This window comes from Novosphingobium kunmingense, from assembly GCF_002813245.1.
In the GTDB taxonomy this organism is placed as follows: domain Bacteria; phylum Pseudomonadota; class Alphaproteobacteria; order Sphingomonadales; family Sphingomonadaceae; genus Novosphingobium; species Novosphingobium kunmingense.
On sequence record NZ_PHUF01000003.1, the window covers coordinates 156,553 to 172,951 of the forward strand.

15 protein-coding genes and 1 tRNA gene are annotated in these 16,399 nt (G+C 66.8%); 10 read left to right on the forward strand and 6 right to left on the reverse strand.

All coding sequences use genetic code 11. The features are described 5' to 3' along the window. Nucleotides 1-170 precede the first annotated feature (170 nt). The 3 genes from B0I00_RS06885 to crtI form a co-directional block, all read right to left on the reverse strand. Nucleotides 171-2,912, reverse strand: a complete 2,742-nt coding sequence (locus B0I00_RS06885; protein WP_198519165.1) for a TonB-dependent receptor plug domain-containing protein — start codon at nucleotides 2,910-2,912, stop codon at nucleotides 171-173. Between the two features lie 181 nt (nucleotides 2,913-3,093). Next, the gene (locus B0I00_RS06890) at nucleotides 3,094-3,675 is read right to left on the reverse strand and encodes an LOG family protein (RefSeq protein ID WP_100866662.1); all 582 of its coding nucleotides are present in this window, start codon (nucleotides 3,673-3,675) and stop codon (nucleotides 3,094-3,096) included. Next, entirely contained in the window at nucleotides 3,672-5,177 is a 1,506-nt protein-coding gene (crtI, locus tag B0I00_RS06895) for a phytoene desaturase family protein (protein WP_100866663.1), read from the reverse strand. Before crtI ends, B0I00_RS06890 begins: the two co-directional genes overlap by 4 nt. An 88-nt stretch (nucleotides 5,178-5,265) precedes the next feature. On the opposite strand from crtI, the gene B0I00_RS06900 reads away from it, so the two are divergent. The 6 genes from B0I00_RS06900 (at nucleotide 5,266) to B0I00_RS06925 (ending at nucleotide 9,846) form a co-directional block, all read left to right on the forward strand. Then, nucleotides 5,266-5,796 (forward strand): GNAT family N-acetyltransferase, encoded by a 531-nt coding sequence (locus B0I00_RS06900; RefSeq protein WP_100866664.1) that lies wholly within the window; start codon nucleotides 5,266-5,268, stop codon nucleotides 5,794-5,796. Then, entirely contained in the window at nucleotides 5,793-6,380 is a 588-nt protein-coding gene (locus B0I00_RS06905; protein WP_232730155.1) for a DUF2585 family protein, read from the forward strand. The genes B0I00_RS06900 and B0I00_RS06905 overlap by 4 nt, the downstream gene beginning before the upstream one ends. A gap of 120 nt (nucleotides 6,381-6,500) precedes the next feature. Beyond that, nucleotides 6,501-8,033, forward strand: coding sequence for a flavin-containing monooxygenase (locus B0I00_RS06910; RefSeq protein ID WP_100866665.1), 1,533 nt, complete (start codon nucleotides 6,501-6,503; stop codon nucleotides 8,031-8,033). 45 nt (nucleotides 8,034-8,078) lie between these two features. Beyond that, nucleotides 8,079-8,525 carry a hotdog fold thioesterase gene (locus B0I00_RS06915; protein WP_100866666.1) on the forward strand — a complete coding sequence of 149 codons (447 nt, stop codon included), beginning with the start codon at nucleotides 8,079-8,081 and terminating at the stop codon, nucleotides 8,523-8,525. Then, the gene (locus B0I00_RS06920; protein ID WP_100866667.1) at nucleotides 8,522-9,244 is read left to right on the forward strand and encodes an SDR family NAD(P)-dependent oxidoreductase; all 723 of its coding nucleotides are present in this window, start codon (nucleotides 8,522-8,524) and stop codon (nucleotides 9,242-9,244) included. Before B0I00_RS06915 ends, B0I00_RS06920 begins: the two co-directional genes overlap by 4 nt. Continuing rightward, complete coding sequence (locus B0I00_RS06925) at nucleotides 9,244-9,846, forward strand: 2-hydroxychromene-2-carboxylate isomerase (protein ID WP_100866668.1); 603 nt, start codon at nucleotides 9,244-9,246, stop codon at nucleotides 9,844-9,846. Before B0I00_RS06920 ends, B0I00_RS06925 begins: the two co-directional genes overlap by 1 nt. Nucleotides 9,847-9,852: 6 nt before the next feature. Here the strand turns inward: B0I00_RS06925 and B0I00_RS06930 are convergent, their stop codons facing one another. Next, the gene (locus tag B0I00_RS06930; RefSeq protein WP_100866669.1) at nucleotides 9,853-11,037 is read right to left on the reverse strand and encodes an acyl-CoA dehydrogenase family protein; all 1,185 of its coding nucleotides are present in this window, start codon (nucleotides 11,035-11,037) and stop codon (nucleotides 9,853-9,855) included. A 103-nt stretch (nucleotides 11,038-11,140) separates the two neighbouring features. On the opposite strand from B0I00_RS06930, the gene B0I00_RS06935 reads away from it, so the two are divergent. From B0I00_RS06935 to B0I00_RS06945, 3 genes are read left to right on the forward strand one after another with little or no spacing between them, the layout of a single operon-like run. Then, nucleotides 11,141-11,935 (forward strand): SDR family NAD(P)-dependent oxidoreductase, encoded by a 795-nt coding sequence (locus tag B0I00_RS06935; RefSeq protein WP_100866670.1) that lies wholly within the window; start codon nucleotides 11,141-11,143, stop codon nucleotides 11,933-11,935. A 3-nt stretch (nucleotides 11,936-11,938) separates the two neighbouring features. Beyond that, nucleotides 11,939-12,706, forward strand: a complete 768-nt coding sequence (locus tag B0I00_RS06940; protein ID WP_100866671.1) for an N-acyl homoserine lactonase family protein — start codon at nucleotides 11,939-11,941, stop codon at nucleotides 12,704-12,706. After that, nucleotides 12,706-13,479, forward strand: coding sequence for an enoyl-CoA hydratase (locus tag B0I00_RS06945; RefSeq protein WP_100866672.1), 774 nt, complete (start codon nucleotides 12,706-12,708; stop codon nucleotides 13,477-13,479). The genes B0I00_RS06940 and B0I00_RS06945 overlap by 1 nt, the downstream gene beginning before the upstream one ends. On the opposite strand, the gene B0I00_RS06950 is transcribed toward B0I00_RS06945, so the two are convergent. Beyond that, entirely contained in the window at nucleotides 13,476-14,210 is a 735-nt protein-coding gene (locus tag B0I00_RS06950; RefSeq protein ID WP_100866673.1) for an enoyl-CoA hydratase/isomerase family protein, read from the reverse strand. The two genes, B0I00_RS06945 and B0I00_RS06950, sit on opposite strands and share 4 nt — an antisense overlap. Before the next feature lie 60 nt (nucleotides 14,211-14,270). Here B0I00_RS06950 and B0I00_RS06955 point away from each other — a divergent pair. Continuing rightward, nucleotides 14,271-14,344 (forward strand) — tRNA-Gly (locus B0I00_RS06955). 13 nt (nucleotides 14,345-14,357) lie between these two features. On the opposite strand, the gene B0I00_RS06960 is transcribed toward B0I00_RS06955, so the two are convergent. Next, nucleotides 14,358-16,391 (reverse strand): NADPH-dependent 2,4-dienoyl-CoA reductase, encoded by a 2,034-nt coding sequence (locus tag B0I00_RS06960; protein ID WP_100866674.1) that lies wholly within the window; start codon nucleotides 16,389-16,391, stop codon nucleotides 14,358-14,360. Nucleotides 16,392-16,399: the final 8 nt, after the last annotated feature.

The following is a 16,399-nucleotide window of genomic DNA, read 5'->3' on the forward strand; positions in this document are numbered from 1 at the left end:
GCCGTGGCAATCCGTTCCGCGAATAACGGCAATATTCCCACATGATTGTGACATTTTTGCAATGGTTTGCATGGTGCGCACTGTGGCCCTGCGTGCCGGGAAAGCAAGGAAAGGGGCGGGAAAGCGCCATGCCTCCCCGCCCCGAAAGTTCGTTGCGCCGTGGCGCGGCGTCAGAACTTGAAACGCGCCCGCGCGTAGTAGGAGCCGCCGTTGAAGCCGAACGGCGAACGTTCGCCGTACTGCGCCCCGACGATTCCGCCCCACGGGTTGACCGTAGGATAGGTGTCGAACAGGTTTTGCGCGCCCACGGCCAGTTCGAGGCCATCGAACAACTCGTAGCCCAGTTCGGCGTCGACCGTGATCTTGGCCTTCGCGTCGATCGGCAGGGTATCGTCCTCAAGGTGAGCCTCGAAGTATTTGCCGAAATAGTTGACCCGCAGCAGGCTGCGGAAGCGGCCCTGGTCATGGGTCAGGTTGAAGAAGCCCTTCCACCGCGGCAAGCCTTCTTCCAGCTGGCGCAAGCGCGTGCTGGCGATGGTCGCCCCGGCGTCGGTCACCTTGGTCTTGGTGTAGTTGAGCGCCAGGGTGGCCCGGGTCGTGCCGCTCTCGGTCAGCCGTAGCCGCGCGTTGGTGACGAAGTCGATGCCCTGGGTGCGTGTGCTGAAGTCGTTGTTGAAGAACGAAAACGCGACCAGGTCTTCGAAGCCGGTGAAGTCGGCGCGGTCGATCACGTTCGCGTTGTCGAGCTGGGTAAGCAGTTCGGCGGTGCGCGGCGTGAACGTTGCCGTGCAGTTGTTGGCCACGCCTTCGCGGTCCGCAAGGTAGCACAGCGCGAGCGGGAAATCGATCGACGAGGACCGCGAGATGCGGTTCTCAAGCTTGATGTTGAAATAGTCGAGCGTGAAGGAGATGTCGCCGAAATCGCCGGCAAGACCCGCAGTGAAGCTCTTCGACTTTTCCGGCCCGAGCGTCGGACGGGGAAGGCCGAGGCCGCCGTTGGCGACGGTATCGGCGATGTAGTCGGCAGCGATCACGCCCGGCGCGCTGCTCAGAGGGAAGGTGCCTTCGTCCTGCAGCGCTCCGTTGGAGAACTGCGTGGTGACGTTGATCACGTTGGCCTGGCCGGCTGTCGGCACATGAAACCCGGTCGAGTAGGTGCCGCGCACGCGCAGCGCTTCGGTCAGCTTGTAGAGCGCGCCGAGCTTCCAGGTGGTGGTGTCGCCGAAGCTCTTGGTGCTTTCATAGCGTACCGCGCCCTGCACGGTCAGCGCTTCGACCAGGTCGGCTTCGACGTCGAGGTAGGCGGCCTTGTTGTCCTCGGTCCACGAACCCGCGCTGTTGGGCGCGAAGCCGGGGAAGCCGTTCGAACTGGTCGAGAAGCCCTGCCCGGTCGGATAGGCCGCGGTCGGCTGGGCTAGCGGGCCCAGCGCATAGGATTCCGGATCGCCCGCGAAGATCTTGAAGGTTTCGTCGCGGTACTGCCCGCCGGCGGCGACATAGACGCTGGCGGTGCCCAGCGCGAACTCGTGGCCGAGGCTCAGGTCGACGACGTTTTCGCTCTGCTGGTAGGACCCCGGGCTGAAGGTGGTCGGGGTGTTCGGCCCGAGCGAGGCGTTGATCGTGTTACGGATCGAGAAGGTCGACTTGTTGTCGCCGTGCCGATAGCTGAGGTCGAAGTCGAGCCCGCCGAACAGCTTGCCCTTCACGCCCGTCGCTGCCGACCAGTCGCGCACCGTACCGCCGAAGCGCGGGGTGAAACCGCCGGGGAACATCTCGACGAAGGAGAAGCAGTTGGCGCTCGCCTTGACCAGGGCGAGGATCGTCGGATTGGGGATCAAGCCGCCGCCCTGGGTCAGCGGGATTCCGGCCGGGCAATCGCCGGCGGTGGTGTTCGACATGTCGCCGACCAGCACCGAAGGCACCGCGTTGGCGGCGCTCGAGGCCATGCCGGTCACCGGATCGACCATCGGGCCGGCAAAGACGCCGCCGCGATTGGTCGGATTGCGGAAGAAGAACCCGCCGTCGACCTTGCGGCTGGCATAGTTGCCGAAGGCGTACCACTTGATCTCGTCGGTCAGGTCGAAGCCGGTGTTGACGTAGAGCTTGAGGTCGTCGCGGACGTTCGGCTGGCCCCAGATCTGCGCCGGGTTGGCGACCGCTGTGTTGCCGGCCGCGATCAGCGCGGCAGCATCGTCGCGCTGGACCGAACGGTCGGTCGCGTCGCTTTCGCCGTATTCGGCGCTCAGGTTGATGAAGCCGCGATCGCCCAGCGGCAGGCCGATGTTGCCGGCGATCTGCCAGTTGTCGCCGTCGCCTTCATAGGTTTGCCCCCACTTGGCCGACAGTTCGCCGCCCTCGGGGCTGTCCTTGAGAATGAAGTTGAGCACGCCGGCGATGGCGTCGGACCCGTATTGCGACGAGGCGCCGTCGCGCAGCACTTCGAGCTGCTTGAGCGCGATCGACGGGATCACCGAGATGTCGGGACCTTGCGAGCCGTCCGAGATGCCGCCGCCGAGGAACGCGATGACCGAGGCGCGGTGCATGCGCTTGCCGTTGACCAGGACAAGGGTGTTGTCGGGCGACAGGCCGCGCAGGTTGGCCGGGCGCACCAGCGTGGCCGCGTCCGAGATCGGCTGCGTGCTGACGTTGAACGACGGCACCGAGATGCGCAGCGCGTTGCCCACGTCGCTGTCGGCGGTGTTGGTCAGTTCCGCACCCGAGACGACGTCGACCGGGGCGACCGTGTCGGCGGCCGAACGGTCGGCCTGACGGGTGCCGGTGACGACGATGGCGGGCTGGTCTTCCGCGTCCTGCGCGAAAGCGGGCACGGCGAGGAAGAAGGACATGGCAGTAGCGGTCGCAGAAGCGGCAAGTGCCGCACTGCGTCCGCGCCGGATGGCGGATGATCGCATGGAAGTGCTCCGTATTTGCTTATACGTCGCGCCGTGGCGGCGAATTCTCCCCCCGCCGGCCACTGCGTAAGGAAAGGCTAGGCCATCCTTGCAGCATGACAATCAAAGTTGCGCAAAGGCACCGCGAATTGTGTGCTGTTGTGACATTTTTGCAAAAGTGCCGACTAGTGCGCGCTTCGGGTCAGAGATCGTCGGGAGCCATGCCGAATATCGGCCGATGCGGCTCGTGCGCGGCCATCCGCGTCAGCAGCAGGTCAAGCTCGCTTTCGTGGATGATGATGCCCTGGTGCGCCGGGCGGATGAACCCGACCGAGATCATGTGCGCGTTGAACGCGATCAGGTGATCGAAGAAGCCGAAAGCGTTGAGCAGGCCGACGGGTTTGGCGTGATAGCCCAGCTGCGCCCAGCTGACCGCTTCCCACAGTTCGTCCATCGTCCCCACCCCGCCCGGGATGGTCAGAAACCCGTCGGACAGCGCGGTAAAGGCGGCCTTGCGCTCGTGCATGTCCTTGACCACGCGCAGTTCGGTGCAGTCGTGGTTGGCGACCTCGCCGGCGACGAGGGCTTCGGGGATCACGCCGATCACCTCGCCGCCCGCATCGAGCGCGCCCGACGCCACCGCGCCCATCAGGCCGAGCCGGCCGCCGCCATAGACCACGCCGATCCCGCGTTTGGCCAGATCGGCACCGATGGTGCGGGCGAGCTCGACAAAGCGGGGGTCGGCCGGGGTGGCAGAGCCGCAATAGACGGCAAGACGTTTCACGTAAGGGCCTCCACGATAAGGGCGGCGCAGGCGCGCGAAGAGGCCAGCGCCGCGGGCATGCCGCCGCCCGGCGCGGCAGCGGCGCCGGCGAAGTACAGATTGCCGATCGACTTGTCACGCCGAGGATGCGTCGACCCTGCGTGCCACAACGGCAGCGGCGCAAGGCCGAAGGCGGTGCCCTTCGCGGCGTTGAAGTCGAGCATCGCGTCGCGCGGGGTGGTGTGGAAGCTGGTGATCAGCCGGTCGCGGATGTCGGGGACAAGCCTGCGGCCGACTTCGTCGAGGACGCGCTGTTCGAGCAGCGGCCCCACTGTTTCCCAGTCGATCGGCAGCTTGCCGAGGTTGGCGACCGGGACCTGCGCGTGGAACACGCTCTTGCCTGGCGGGGCCAGGGTCGGGTCGGCGAGGCTGGGGTGGCTCAGCCAGATCAACTGGTCCTGCGGCAGCACGCCGTGGATCGTGATATCCTCGATCAGGGCGCGAAAGCGCGGGCCCATCAGCGCCATCTGGTGCGGAATGCCGGGCCAGGTGCCTTCCAGCGCGAAGTGAACGGTGAACAGGCCGAAGGCGTGCGGCCGGGACCGCAGCCGAGCGCTCATCGTGTCGGCGCGCAGGGTACCGGCCAGAAGGTCGCGCCAGGTGTGGTCGCGGTCGGCCGTGCTGACCACCGCGTCGAACCGCTGGCGCCAGCCGCTCTGCGTCTCGATCTCGTGGGCGCGATTGCCGAGGGTGTGGACGCGGCAAACCGGATCGTGCAATCGCACTGTGCCGCCCATTGCCTCGAAGCGCTTTGCCAGGGCGGTGCAGAGCGCGGCCGGACCGCCCATCGGCCACCACAGGCCGCCCTGCCGCGCCCGCGCAAAGCCACTCGCCAGAAGCGCGCTGGCGGTGAAGGGATCGGCCCCGTCCATCAGGGCCGGCACGGCCAGCGCTTCGCGCAGGCGTTCGTCCTTCACGTGGGCTCCGATCAAGCTCCACAGCGAACGCCAGGCCTGGGCGCGCGCCAACTGCGGGGCATGGCCCGCCATCTCGCGCAGGTCGGCAAAGGGGGTGGGACCCGGCCGGCCGCGAAACTCGGTGAACTGTGCTGCGGCGATGCGGGAATAGTCCTGGAAGCCGGCCAGGTCGCCGGGGGCGAATCGCGCCACGTCCTGCGCGGCGGCGGCATCGTCGGCGGCTAGGTCGAAGCTGGTCCCATCGGGCCAGGAAAAGCGGCAATGCGGATTGACCGCGAATAGCGGCACGTCGCGTTCGACCGCCGTCCCGGTCAGCGCCCACAGTTCCTCCAGGCCCGGACGGTCGGTGGTCGTGGTGGGGCCTGCGCAGAAGGTGAAGCCGTCGCGGGTCAGCGCATGGGAGTGGCCTCCGACGGTGGGGCGAGCCTCGATCACGGTGACTGCGATCCCGGCTGCGCGCAGGCGCAGCGCCGTGGCCAGCCCGCCGAGCCCCGCGCCGATCACGGCGACATGGCGGGAACCGGGCAGGGAAGGGGCCGCAGGCATCGCAGGCGGTTGTAGTGTTGCCGAAGGGGGATGCAACGACCGATCTGAAGGCTTGCCACCACCCCGGATTGCGGCACAATGCAGCGCGATGCGGATCGAACCGGCCAGCGACGACGATGTCCCTGAAATGGCGGCGATTTATGGCCATCACGTGCTGCATGGCACCGCCAGCTACGAAACGGTTCCCCCGACCACTGCAGAGATGGCCGCGCGACTTGCCAGCGCGCGGCGCGCCGGTTGGCCCTGGCTGGTCGCGCGCGATGGGGAAGGGGCGCTGGTCGGCTATGCCTATGTCAACCAGTTCCGTGACCGGGCGGCCTATCGCTATGCCTGCGAGAACTCGATCTACATCCGCCACGACCGCCGCGGCGAGGGGATCGGCACGGCGCTGCTGCGCGCGCTGATGGACGCGGCTACCGCATTCGGGTTTCGCCAGATGTTTGCGGTGATCGGCGGGGCCGAACCTGGGTCGGTTGCGCTCCACGCCGCCTGCGGCTTCGTTCATGCCGGGCGGATGCACGCGATCGGGCGCAAGCACGGGCGCTGGCTCGACACCGTCTACATGCAGGCAGGGCTTGGCGAAGGATCGTCGACGGCCCCGCCGCAGGAGCCGCGATGACCAGCCTGATGCCGGACCGCCGCGGCGGACTGCTCGCGCTCGTCGTCGCGCTGGCGGCGGGCGCGATCCTGCTGGCCATGGGGCGCGAGGCGATCTGCACCTGCGGATCGGTCAAGCTGTGGTGGGGCACGGTCCAGTCGGCCGAGAACAGCCAGCACATCACGGACTGGTACAGCGCCAGCCACCTGATCCACGGGCTGCTGTTCTATTTCTTTGCCCACTTGCTGTGGCGTCGGTGGCAGCTGTTTGGCGGCAAGCCGGCGATCTGGGCCCTGCCCATCGCCGTCCTGTTCGAGGCGTTCTGGGAACTGCTCGAAAACTCGCCGATGATCATCGACCGCTACCGCGCCGTCACGGTGAGCTATGGCTACGAAGGCGACAGCGTGGTCAATTCGCTGTCCGACATCGGGTTCATGGCGCTGGGCTTCTGGCTCGCCAGCCGGCTTCCGGTCTGGGCCAGCGTGGGGCTGGCTCTGGCGCTCGAACTGCTGACCCTGGCCGTGATCCGCGACAACCTGACGCTTAATATCGTGATGCTGGTATGGCCGATCGAGGCGATCCGCCAGTGGCAGGCCGGCGGCTGATCCGCGCGAAATACGGGGCAAACCCGCCGATTTGACACGGATCAATTACCGTCTTGGCATTTGCCGCAAAAAGGGTCTTAATCGCGCAGTTAAAAAAATCGGTTTGAGGAGAGTCGGACAATGAACGCTGTCGCCACGAGCGCCGCAAAGCCGGGCCAGACCACCCATTTCGACGTGCTGATCGTCGGGGCGGGCATTTCGGGGATCGGATCGGCCTACCACCTTCAGGACCAGTGCCCGGGCAAGAGCTATGCGATCCTTGAAATGAAGGACACCTTCGGCGGCACCTGGGAAACCCACAAGTATCCGGGCGTGCGGTCGGACAGCGACCTCTACACCTTCGGCTACCGGTTCAAGCCGTGGGTCGGCACGCCGATCGCCTCGGCCGAAGCGATTCTCACCTACATGCGCGAGGTGATCGAGGAGTACGGCATCGACGAGCACATCCGCTATGGTCACCGCATCACCGCCTGCGACTGGGACAGCAAGACCAACCTCTGGACCGTGACCGCGCAGACCGGCGATGGGGCCGCGCACCGGTTCACCTGCAACTTCCTGTGGATGTGCCAGGGCTATTACGACCACGAACATCCCTACCTTCCCGAATGGCCGGGGATGGAGAAGTTCAAGGGGACGCTGGTCCACGCCCAGTTGTGGGATCCCAAGATCGACTATGCCGGCAAGCGCGTGCTGGTGATCGGATCGGGCGCGACCGCCGCCACGGTCGTCCCGGCCTTTGCCGAAAAGGCCGCGCACGTGACCATGCTGCAGCGCAGCCCGACCTATTTCTTCGCCGCGCCCAACATGAACGAATTGGCCGACAAGCTGCGCGCCGGCGGCATCGACGAACCGACGATCCACCGGGTCGTGCGCGCGCAGATCATGTTCGACCAGGACACGCTGTGCCGCCGCTGCCAGGACGAACCCGAAGCGGTGGTTGCCGAGCTTCAGGAGGCGATCAAGGCCTATGCCGGGCCCGATTTCCAGTTCGAGCCGCACTTCACGCCGAAGTACCGCGTCTGGCAGCAGCGCCTCGCCTATGTTCCCGATGGCGACCTGTTCCAGGCGGTCGCGGCGGGCAAGGCCAGCGTCGTCACCGACACGATCAAGACCTTCACCGAAAAGGGCGTGCGCACCGCCTCGGGCCAGGAAATCGAGGCGGACATCATCGTGCCCTGCACCGGCTTCCACCTGTCGGTCATGGGCAAGATTCCCTTCACCGTCGATGGGCGGAGCATCGACTGGGCCGATACGCTGACCTACCGCGGGATGATGTTCACCGGCGTGCCAAACCTGGCCCATGTGTTCGGATACTTCCGCGCAAGCTGGACCCTGCGCGTCGATATGCTGGGCGATTTCGTCACCCGTCTGCTCAAGCACATGGACGACCTCCACGCCAAGAAGGTCGAGGTCACCCTGCGCGACGAGGACCACAACATGCCGCATCTCCCCTGGATCGAAGCGGAGAACTTCAACCCCAATTACCTGATGCGCGACATCGACAAGATGCCCCGGCGCGGCGACAAGCCCGAATGGCGGCACAACCAGGATTACTGGGCCGAGAAGAACGAATTCCCGGCGATCGACATCGACGGGGACGAGTTCCTCTACGACGGCAAGCGCGCCCGCCAGCGCCAGACCGAGGCGGCCTGAAACACCGCTTTACAGCAGCGTGATCCGCCCCCTAGATGGGTAGCGATGAGCAACGCATCTATCTGGTGGGGCGGAAAGCGCCCGCCTCTCGCCCCGATGACCGCGCTTGGCGAAAACGCCATGCCGGGCCACATCGGCATCGAATTCGTCGACTGCGGCGATGACTGGATACGCGCCCGGATGCCGGTCGATCACCGCACCCGGCAGCCGTTCCAGCGGCTGCACGGCGGCGCATCGGTGGCGCTGGCGGAAACGATCGGATCGGTTGCCGCCAGCTTCTGCATCGACGGAGAGACCCATGTCGCGGTGGGGATGGAAATCAACGCCAACCATATCCGCCCGGCCTACCAGGGCTGGGTCTACGCCACGGCGCGCCCGGAATCGGTCGGCCGCACCACCCAGGTCTGGTCGATCCGCATCACCGACGAAGCCGACAAGCTGGTCTGCATTTCGCGGCTGACGGTGGCCGTCATTCCGATCGACCGCAAGTGAGCGCACCCGCGAACTCGGTCGCGGTGATCGGCGCGGGCGATTACATCGGCTCGGGCATCGTGCGGCGGTTCGCGGCCGAGGGTTTCGCCGTCCACGCCGGGCGCCGCAACGGCGACAAGCTGGCCCCGCTGCTGGGCGGCACCGTCACCGGCCGCAGCCTCGACGCGCGCGAGCCCGAGGACGTTACCGCCTTTCTTGCCGAAGCGGAGGCGATCGCCCCGCTGGTCTGCGTGGTGTTCAACGTGGGTGCCAACGTGCAGTTTCCGCTGATCGAGACCACCGACCGGGTGTTCCGCAAGGTCTGGGAAATGGCGTGCTTCGCCGGCTTCGTTTCCGTGCGCGAGGCGGCGCGGCTGATGCTGCCGCGGGGCGCGGGCAAGATCTTCGTTACCGGCGCCACTGCGGGCCTGCGCGGCAATCCGGGCTATGCCGCCTTCGCCGCAGCCAAGGCAGGCCTGCGCGCCATGGCACAAAGCGCGGCGCGCGAGCTGTGGCCGCAGGGCATCCACGTCGCCCACCTGGTGATCGACGCGGGGGTCGATACCGAATGGGTCCGTGCGCGGGTGACCGAGCGGATCGGGGCCGAGGCCCTGGCCGCGCAGCCCGACCTCCTCATGCCGCCCGAAGCCGTGGCCGACGCCTACTGGGCGCTCTACAACCAGCCGCGCGCGGCCTGGACCTTCGAGCAGGAAATCCGACCCTTTGGGGAGACCTGGTGATGGTGACGGAAATCGAGTTCCTCTACGATTTCGGCAGCCCGAACGCCTATTTCGTCCACCGCGCCATCCCGCCGATCGAGGCGGCAGGCAAGGTTCGCTTCCGCTTTGTCCCGGTCCTTCTCGGCGGGATCTTCAAGGCGACCGGCAACCAGAGCCCAATGCAGGCCTATGGTCACATCGCCGCCAAACGCGATTACGACTTCCTCGAGATCCGCCGCTTCATGGCTCGCCACGGGATCACCGCCTTCCAGATGAACCCGAATTTCCCGGTCAACACGCTGCTCGCGATGCGCGGCGCGGTGGCCGCCGAAGGCCTGGGCTGCGCCGCCACCTATGTCGAAGCGATGTTCGCGGGGCTGTGGGAGAAGGGCCTCAAGCTCGACGATCCCGTGGTCTGGGCGCAGACCGTCGCGGCCGCCGGGCTCGATGCCGAAGCGCTCGGCGCGGCGACGCAGGATTCCGGGGTCAAGGCGCGGCTGGTCGCCAACACCGAGGCGGCGGTGGCGCGCGGCGTGTTCGGCATTCCCAGTTTCTTCCTGGGCGACCAGCTCTACTTCGGCAAGGACCGCCTGCGCGACGTGGTCGAAGCGGCAGGCGGCTGATCCCGGTCAGGCGCCCTGCGCGGCCTTCCAGTCGCGCTTGATCTTCTTGGCCAGGCTCCATTTGTGGACCTCGGTCGGGCCGTCATAGATGCGGAAGGCGCGCACTTCGCGAAACACCTGTTCGACGATGGTCTTGTCGGTCACCCCGGTGCCGCCCATCACCTGGACGCAGCGGTCGGCGATGCGCATCAACGCCTCGGACACCGCGACCTTGGCCATCGAGCTTTCCGCCGTGCCCAGCGATCCGGTGTCGAGCACGCCGGCGCACCAGTCGATCATCAGTTCGGCCTGCTTGATGTCGATCAGGTTCTCGGCAAGCATGAAGCCGACGCCTTCGTGATCGACCAGCGCCTTGCCGAAGGCGTGGCGGCGGTTGGCATAGTCGGTCGCGATCTCGTTGGCGCGGATGCAGCAGCCAAGCCAGCGCATGCAGTGCGACAGCCGCGCCGGGCTGAGGCGGATCTGCGCGTATTTGAACCCTTCGCCCGCCTCGCCCAGCATCTGATCGGCCGGCACCCGCAGGTTGTCGATGGTGACGGTGGCGTGGCCGCCCGGCATGGAACTGTCGATCGTGTTGGGAACGTCGTCGATGCGGATCGCCGGGTCGGGCAGGTCGACCAGGAACATGCAGGCCCCGCCGCCCTGCGCCACATCCTCGGCCTTGGCCATGACGATGCCGACGCTGGCCCCCTCGGCCCCGGTAATGAAGGTCTTGCGCCCGTCGATGACCCAGTGGTTGCCGTCCAGCCGGCAGGTCGTCTTCATCATCGAGGGATCGGACCCGGCGCCATCCCCGTCCGCCGGTTCGGTCATGAAGAAGGCGGAGCGGGCGCGGCCCGAAACCAGCTGTTCGAGGAAGCGGTCCTTCAGGTGCTGGCTGCCGACCTTGCCGAGGAGGTACATGTTGCCCTCGTCGGGCGCCATGGTGTTGCAGGCCAGCGGGCCCAGCGGCGACAGCCCGCTCTTGATCAGGACTGTTGCCGTTTCGCGCTGCGTCAGGTGATCGCCGTCGCCCAAGATGTGCGGCGTCAGCACGCCCGCGCTCCGCGCCTTGTCGCGCATCTCGTAAACCATTTCATCCAGCGGCGCGCCGTGGTGATCGCGGCGCGGGTCCTGTTCATAGGGCACGACCACGTCCCGCACGAAGCGTTCGACCCTGTCCGCGATTGCCCGCGCGCGTTCGGTTGTCATCGTCCAATCCTCTCCTTGCCAAGGCCACCGTTGCCATGCATCGTGCGGTTTAATCGCGCGATTGAATTTACGCGCCAAGCACAGCGGGAAGAGGAAAGCCAGCATGAATAGCGAATATGCCCTGCCGAATGCATCGACCGACCTGTCGGGACGCGTTGCGCTCGTCACCGGGGCATCGTCCGGGCTGGGTGCCCGCTTTGCCGAAGTGCTCGCCAGCCAAGGTGCGGCCGTGGTGCTCGCGGCGCGGCGCAAGGACCGGCTCGATGCCCTGGCCGACAAGATCAAGGCCGCAGGCGGCAGGGCGCTGGCGGTCCAGATGGACGCGACCGATGCCGACAGCCTGGTCGCCGCCGTCTCTGCCGGCGAGGCCGCCTTTGGCACCATCGATATCCTCGTCAACAACGCCGGGATGCCCGATGCCCAGCGGGCCCACAAGATGAGCGTCGAACTGGTCGACCAGGTGCTCGGCGTGAACCTGCGCGGCCCGTGGATTCTCGCCTGCGAAGTCGCGCGGCGACTGATCGCGGCGGGCAAGGGCGGGCGTATCGTCAACATCAGCTCGGTCGCGCACCTGCGCTATGATGGAAACGGCGCCGCGCTCTATGCCGTGACCAAGACCGCGATCGCCCGCATGACCGAGGCGCTGGCGGTGGAGTGGGCGCCCTACGATATCAACGTCAACGCCATCGCGCCGGGCATGTTCGTCTCCGAAATGACCGACGGCATGTTCGAACGGATGGGCGGCAATCCCGCCGATCACCTGCCGCGCAAGCGCGTGCCGGTTCCCGAACAGATGGATTCGACCCTGCTGTATCTGGTCGCCCCGTCGAGCGAATGCGTCACCGGCGCCACGATCCGCATCGATGACGGGCAAAGCTCTGTCGTCCGCAAGCGCTAGGCCATGACCGCCGCCCCGCGCCTGTTCGCCTTCAACTGCGGCTGGTTCCAGTGTCGGCCCGGTTATTTCGTCGAAAGCGACACCGGCGATTACCTGCGCGGGCCGGTGCCCGCCTATCTCGTCGACCATCCGAAAGGGCGGATGGTCTTCGACACCGGCATGGGAGTGCGCTACCGGCGCGAACTGGCCGATGCCCTGCCGCCGGGCAAGTTCGGGCTCGAGTGGTTCGAAGGGATGGATATCGCGGCCCGCCTCAAGGCGATCGACATCGATCCAGCCAGTATCAACTGGATCGTCAACTCGCACCTGCATATCGACCACTGTGGCGGCAACGCCCACCTGCCCAACGCCACGGTCCTGATCCAGCGGCGCGAATGGGATGCAGCGCAGACCATGGCCGAGCCTGGTCTTTACGAAGCGCTCGATTACGATACCGGCCAGCCGCTTCGCCTTATCGATGGCGAACACGATCTGTTCGGCGACGGCACGGTGCGTATCGTGCCCACCCACGGCCACACCCACGGACACCAGAGCGTTATCGTCAGGCTGCCGGCGGGAGAAGTCCTGCTGGCGGCCGACTGCTGCTATACCGAACGCAACCTCGACCTGATGGTTCTCCCTCGCGCCACGCAGGACGTGGAGCAGGGCCTGATCACTTTCGAACGCCTCGCCCGCCTGCGTGCTGCCGGCACGCACATCCTGTTCGGCCACGACGGCCGCCAGTGGGCCACCGTCACCGAAAACGTTCCCCTCTTTGAAAAGGCTTCCTGATGCTTGTGACCATCGAACGCGACGGCGCCGTTGCCGTCGTCACCCTCAACCGTCCCGAGGCGATGAACGCGCTGTCTTCGGACCTTCGCGCCGAGCTCGCCCGGGCGATGATCGAGGTCGATGGCGACGATGCGATCCGCGCGGTGGTGCTGACCGGGGCAGGGACGCGTGCCTTCACCGCCGGGCTTGACCTCAAGGAACTGGGCATCAAGGGCCTGGGCGCCGCCAACGCGGAAGAGGCCGCGGCCAATCCTGTCAAGGCGATCGAACAATGCCGCAAGCCGGTGATCGGCGCGATCAACGGGGTGGCGATTACCGGCGGCTTCGAAGTGGCGCTGGCCTGCGACGTGCTGATCGCGTCGGAAAACGCGCGCTTTGCCGACACCCATGCCCGCGTCGGGGTCATGCCCGGCTGGGGCCTGTCGCAGAAGCTTTCCCGGTTGATCGGCATATCGCGCGCCAAGGAGCTGTCGCTGACCGGCAATTTCCTCGATGCCGAGACGGCCTGCCGGTGGGGGCTGGTCAACCGCGTGGTTTCCGCCGACCAGTTGGTCACGGCTGCCAAGGCTCTCGCCCGTGACATGGCCAGCGCCGATCCCGGCATGGTCCAGGCCTACAAGGCGCTGATCGACGAAGGTTTCGCCCTGCCTTTCGGCGAGGCGATGGCCCGCGAACACGCGGTCTCGTCGGCGCGCAACGCCAGGGTCGAGGGCGCATCGGTCGAGGAACGCCGCCGCGCGGTGATGGAGCGCGGCCGCAGCCAGCAAGGCTAGCCGAAGCGGCTGGCCACCCGGTCGGCAAAATCGGGTCCGACGCCGGCGCTTGCGAAAACCTCGTGGGCCAACCCGGCATCGAGCGGCAGGTCGGCCTGTTCGCGGTAGAGGCGCTTCAGCGCGAAGACCGAATGGAGGCTCTGCCCGGCAATCGCTTCGGCCAATGCGAAGGCTTTCGCGTCCAGCTCGCCATCGGGCACGCAATGGTTGGCAAGGCCGATCCGCGCCGCCTCCGCTCCGCTCACCGGAATGCCGGTCAGGCTCATTTCGCGGGCCTTCCACTGGCCGACGCGGCGCGGCAGCCGCTGGCTCATCCCCCAGACCGGAGCCAGCGCGAAGGCGCCGTGGGTGTCGGCAAAGCGCGCGCCTTCAGTCGCGACGATGATGTCGCCCGCCAGCGCCAGTTCCAGCCCGCCGGTATAGCAGCCGCCCTGCACCGCCACGATCACCGGCTGCGCGAGGTTCGCCAGCCGGGTGATGATGCTCGCCTGGTAGTTGGTCCGCGGTGCCTTGGTGCCACGGTCCTTCAGATCGTTGCCCGCGCAGAACACCTGTCCCGCGCCGCGCAGCACAACCACGGCCAGGGCATCACCCGCAGCTTCGATCGTTGCAAGGTGCGTCTCTAGCCGCTGCCACAGCGCGATGTTGAGCGCGTTGCGCTTGTCCGGCCGGTTCAGCGTCAGCACCGCGATGGCGCCGCGGGTTTCCATCAGCACCAGATCGTCTGCCATGTCCCGTCTCCCGAATCTGTTGACCCTGCCGATCCGCCTGTGGCAAGGGCCTGCCCGCACGCGGGTGTAGCTCAATGGTAGAGCAGAAGCTTCCCAAGCTTACGACGAGGGTTCGATTCCCTTCACCCGCTCCATTTCCCCGTCACCTTACGCAGCAACGGCCAGTTCGGTGGCCTGCTTGATCGCGCGCTTGGCGTCGAGTTCGGCGGCTTCGAAGGCGCCGCCGATAAGCTGGGCGGGAACGCCCAGCTCGACAAGATCGTCGTAGAGACCGCGCGCAGGCTCCTGGCCGGCGCAGACGATCACCGTATCGACGTCCATCAACGTCGGTTCGCCGTTCACGTTGAGGTGCAGGCCGTCGTCGTCGATCCGGATATAGTCCACGCCCGAGACCATCTTCACGCCGCGGCGCTGCAGGGTCAGCCGGTGCGTCCAGCCGGTGGTCTTGCCCAGCCCCGCACCGACCGGGGTGGCCTTGCGCTGGAGCAGCGTCACCTCGCGGCCGTTGCTGGCGACGTGGGGTTCGATGCCGGTCACTCCGCCGCGCGGGTGATTCTTGAAATCGACCCCCCATTCCCGCGCGAAGACGTCGACGTCGAGCGCGGCGCTGGTGCCCTGGTGGGTGATCAGTTCGGCCACGTCGAAGCCGATCCCGCCCGCGCCCATGATCGCGACCTTCTGTCCGACCGCGGCCTTGCCGTTGATCACGTCGACATAGCTGACCGCCTTCCTGTGATCGATGCCCGGCATGGCGGGCACTCGAGGGGTGATTCCGGTCGCGACGATCACCTCGTCGAAGCCAGCGGCCTTGAGGCCGGCAGCATCGACCCGCGTGTTCAATCTGAGGTCGATGCCGAGCACCTCGATCCGGCGCGCGAAATAGCGAAGCGTCTCGTGGAATTCTTCCTTTCCGGGGATCTGCTTGGCCAGATTGAACTGGCCGCCGATCTGGCCGGCCGCATCGAACAGGGTGACAGCATGGCCGCGCTCGGCCGCGATTGTCGCATAGGCGAGGCCGGCCGGTCCGGCTCCGACCACGGCAATCCGCCTGGCGGCGCTTGCCGGACGCACGGTGATCTCGGTCTCGCGGCAGGCGCGGGCGTTGACCAGGCACGAGGTCAGCTTGCCGGTGAAGGTGTGGTCGAGGCAGGCCTGGTTGCAGGCGATGCAGGTGTTGATCTCGTCCTCGCGGCCGTCACGCGCCTTGTTGACCAGGTCCGCGTCGGCCAGCATCGGCCGCGCCATCGAGACGAGATCGGCATCGCCGCGCGCGAGAACTTCTTCGGCGACGTCGGGCATGTTGATCCGGTTCGACGTGATGACCGGGATCGACAGTTCCTTGCGCAGCCGGCCGGTCACCTGGGTGAAGGCCGCGCGCGGAACCATGGTGGCGATGGTCGGGACAAAGCTTTCGTGCCAGCAGAAGTGCGTGGAAATGACGTCGACGCCCTCGGCCTCGAGCGCCTTGGCGAGGCTCACCACTTCGTCCCAGGCCAGCCCGCCCTGGAGCATGTCCATCGCCGAGATGCGGAACACGAAGATGAAATCGGGGCCGACCGCCGCGCGCACCGCGCGCACCACCTCGATAGGAAAGCGCATGCGGTTGTCCCACGATCCGCCCCAGCGGTCGGTGCGCTGGTTGGTCTTTTCAACGAGGAAGGTGGAGATGAGGTATCCGGCAGAGCCGATGATCTCGATCCCGTCGTAGCCGGCTTCCTTGGCCAGCCGCGCGCAGTTGGCGAAGGCGGCGATTTGTTCGGCGATGCCCTCTTCGGTCAGTTCGTTCGGCGCAAAGCGCCCGATCCGCGACTTGACCGGAGACGGCGCAACGCAATCGGGCGTGCCGGCCAGCGGCCCGGTGTGCAGGATCTGCATGACGATCTTGACGTCGGGCGCGGCGGTATGGACCGCATCGGTCACCCGGGCGTGCATGGCCGCGTCCTCTTGGGTGATCAGCTTGGCACCGTGCCCGGCGGTCGGGTGCGGGCCGATCCCGCCGGTGATGATCATGCCCACGCCGCCCAGGGCGCGCTCGACGAAATAGGCCGACAGCCGCTCGGCCGCATCGGGCTGGTCTTCTAGGCCGGTGTGCATCGATCCCATCAGGATCCGGTTCTTGACCGTCTGGTTGCCGATCTTGAGCGGCGAAAACACGTGGGGGTAGCGCGGGTGCGGGGTCATGCGGCGGG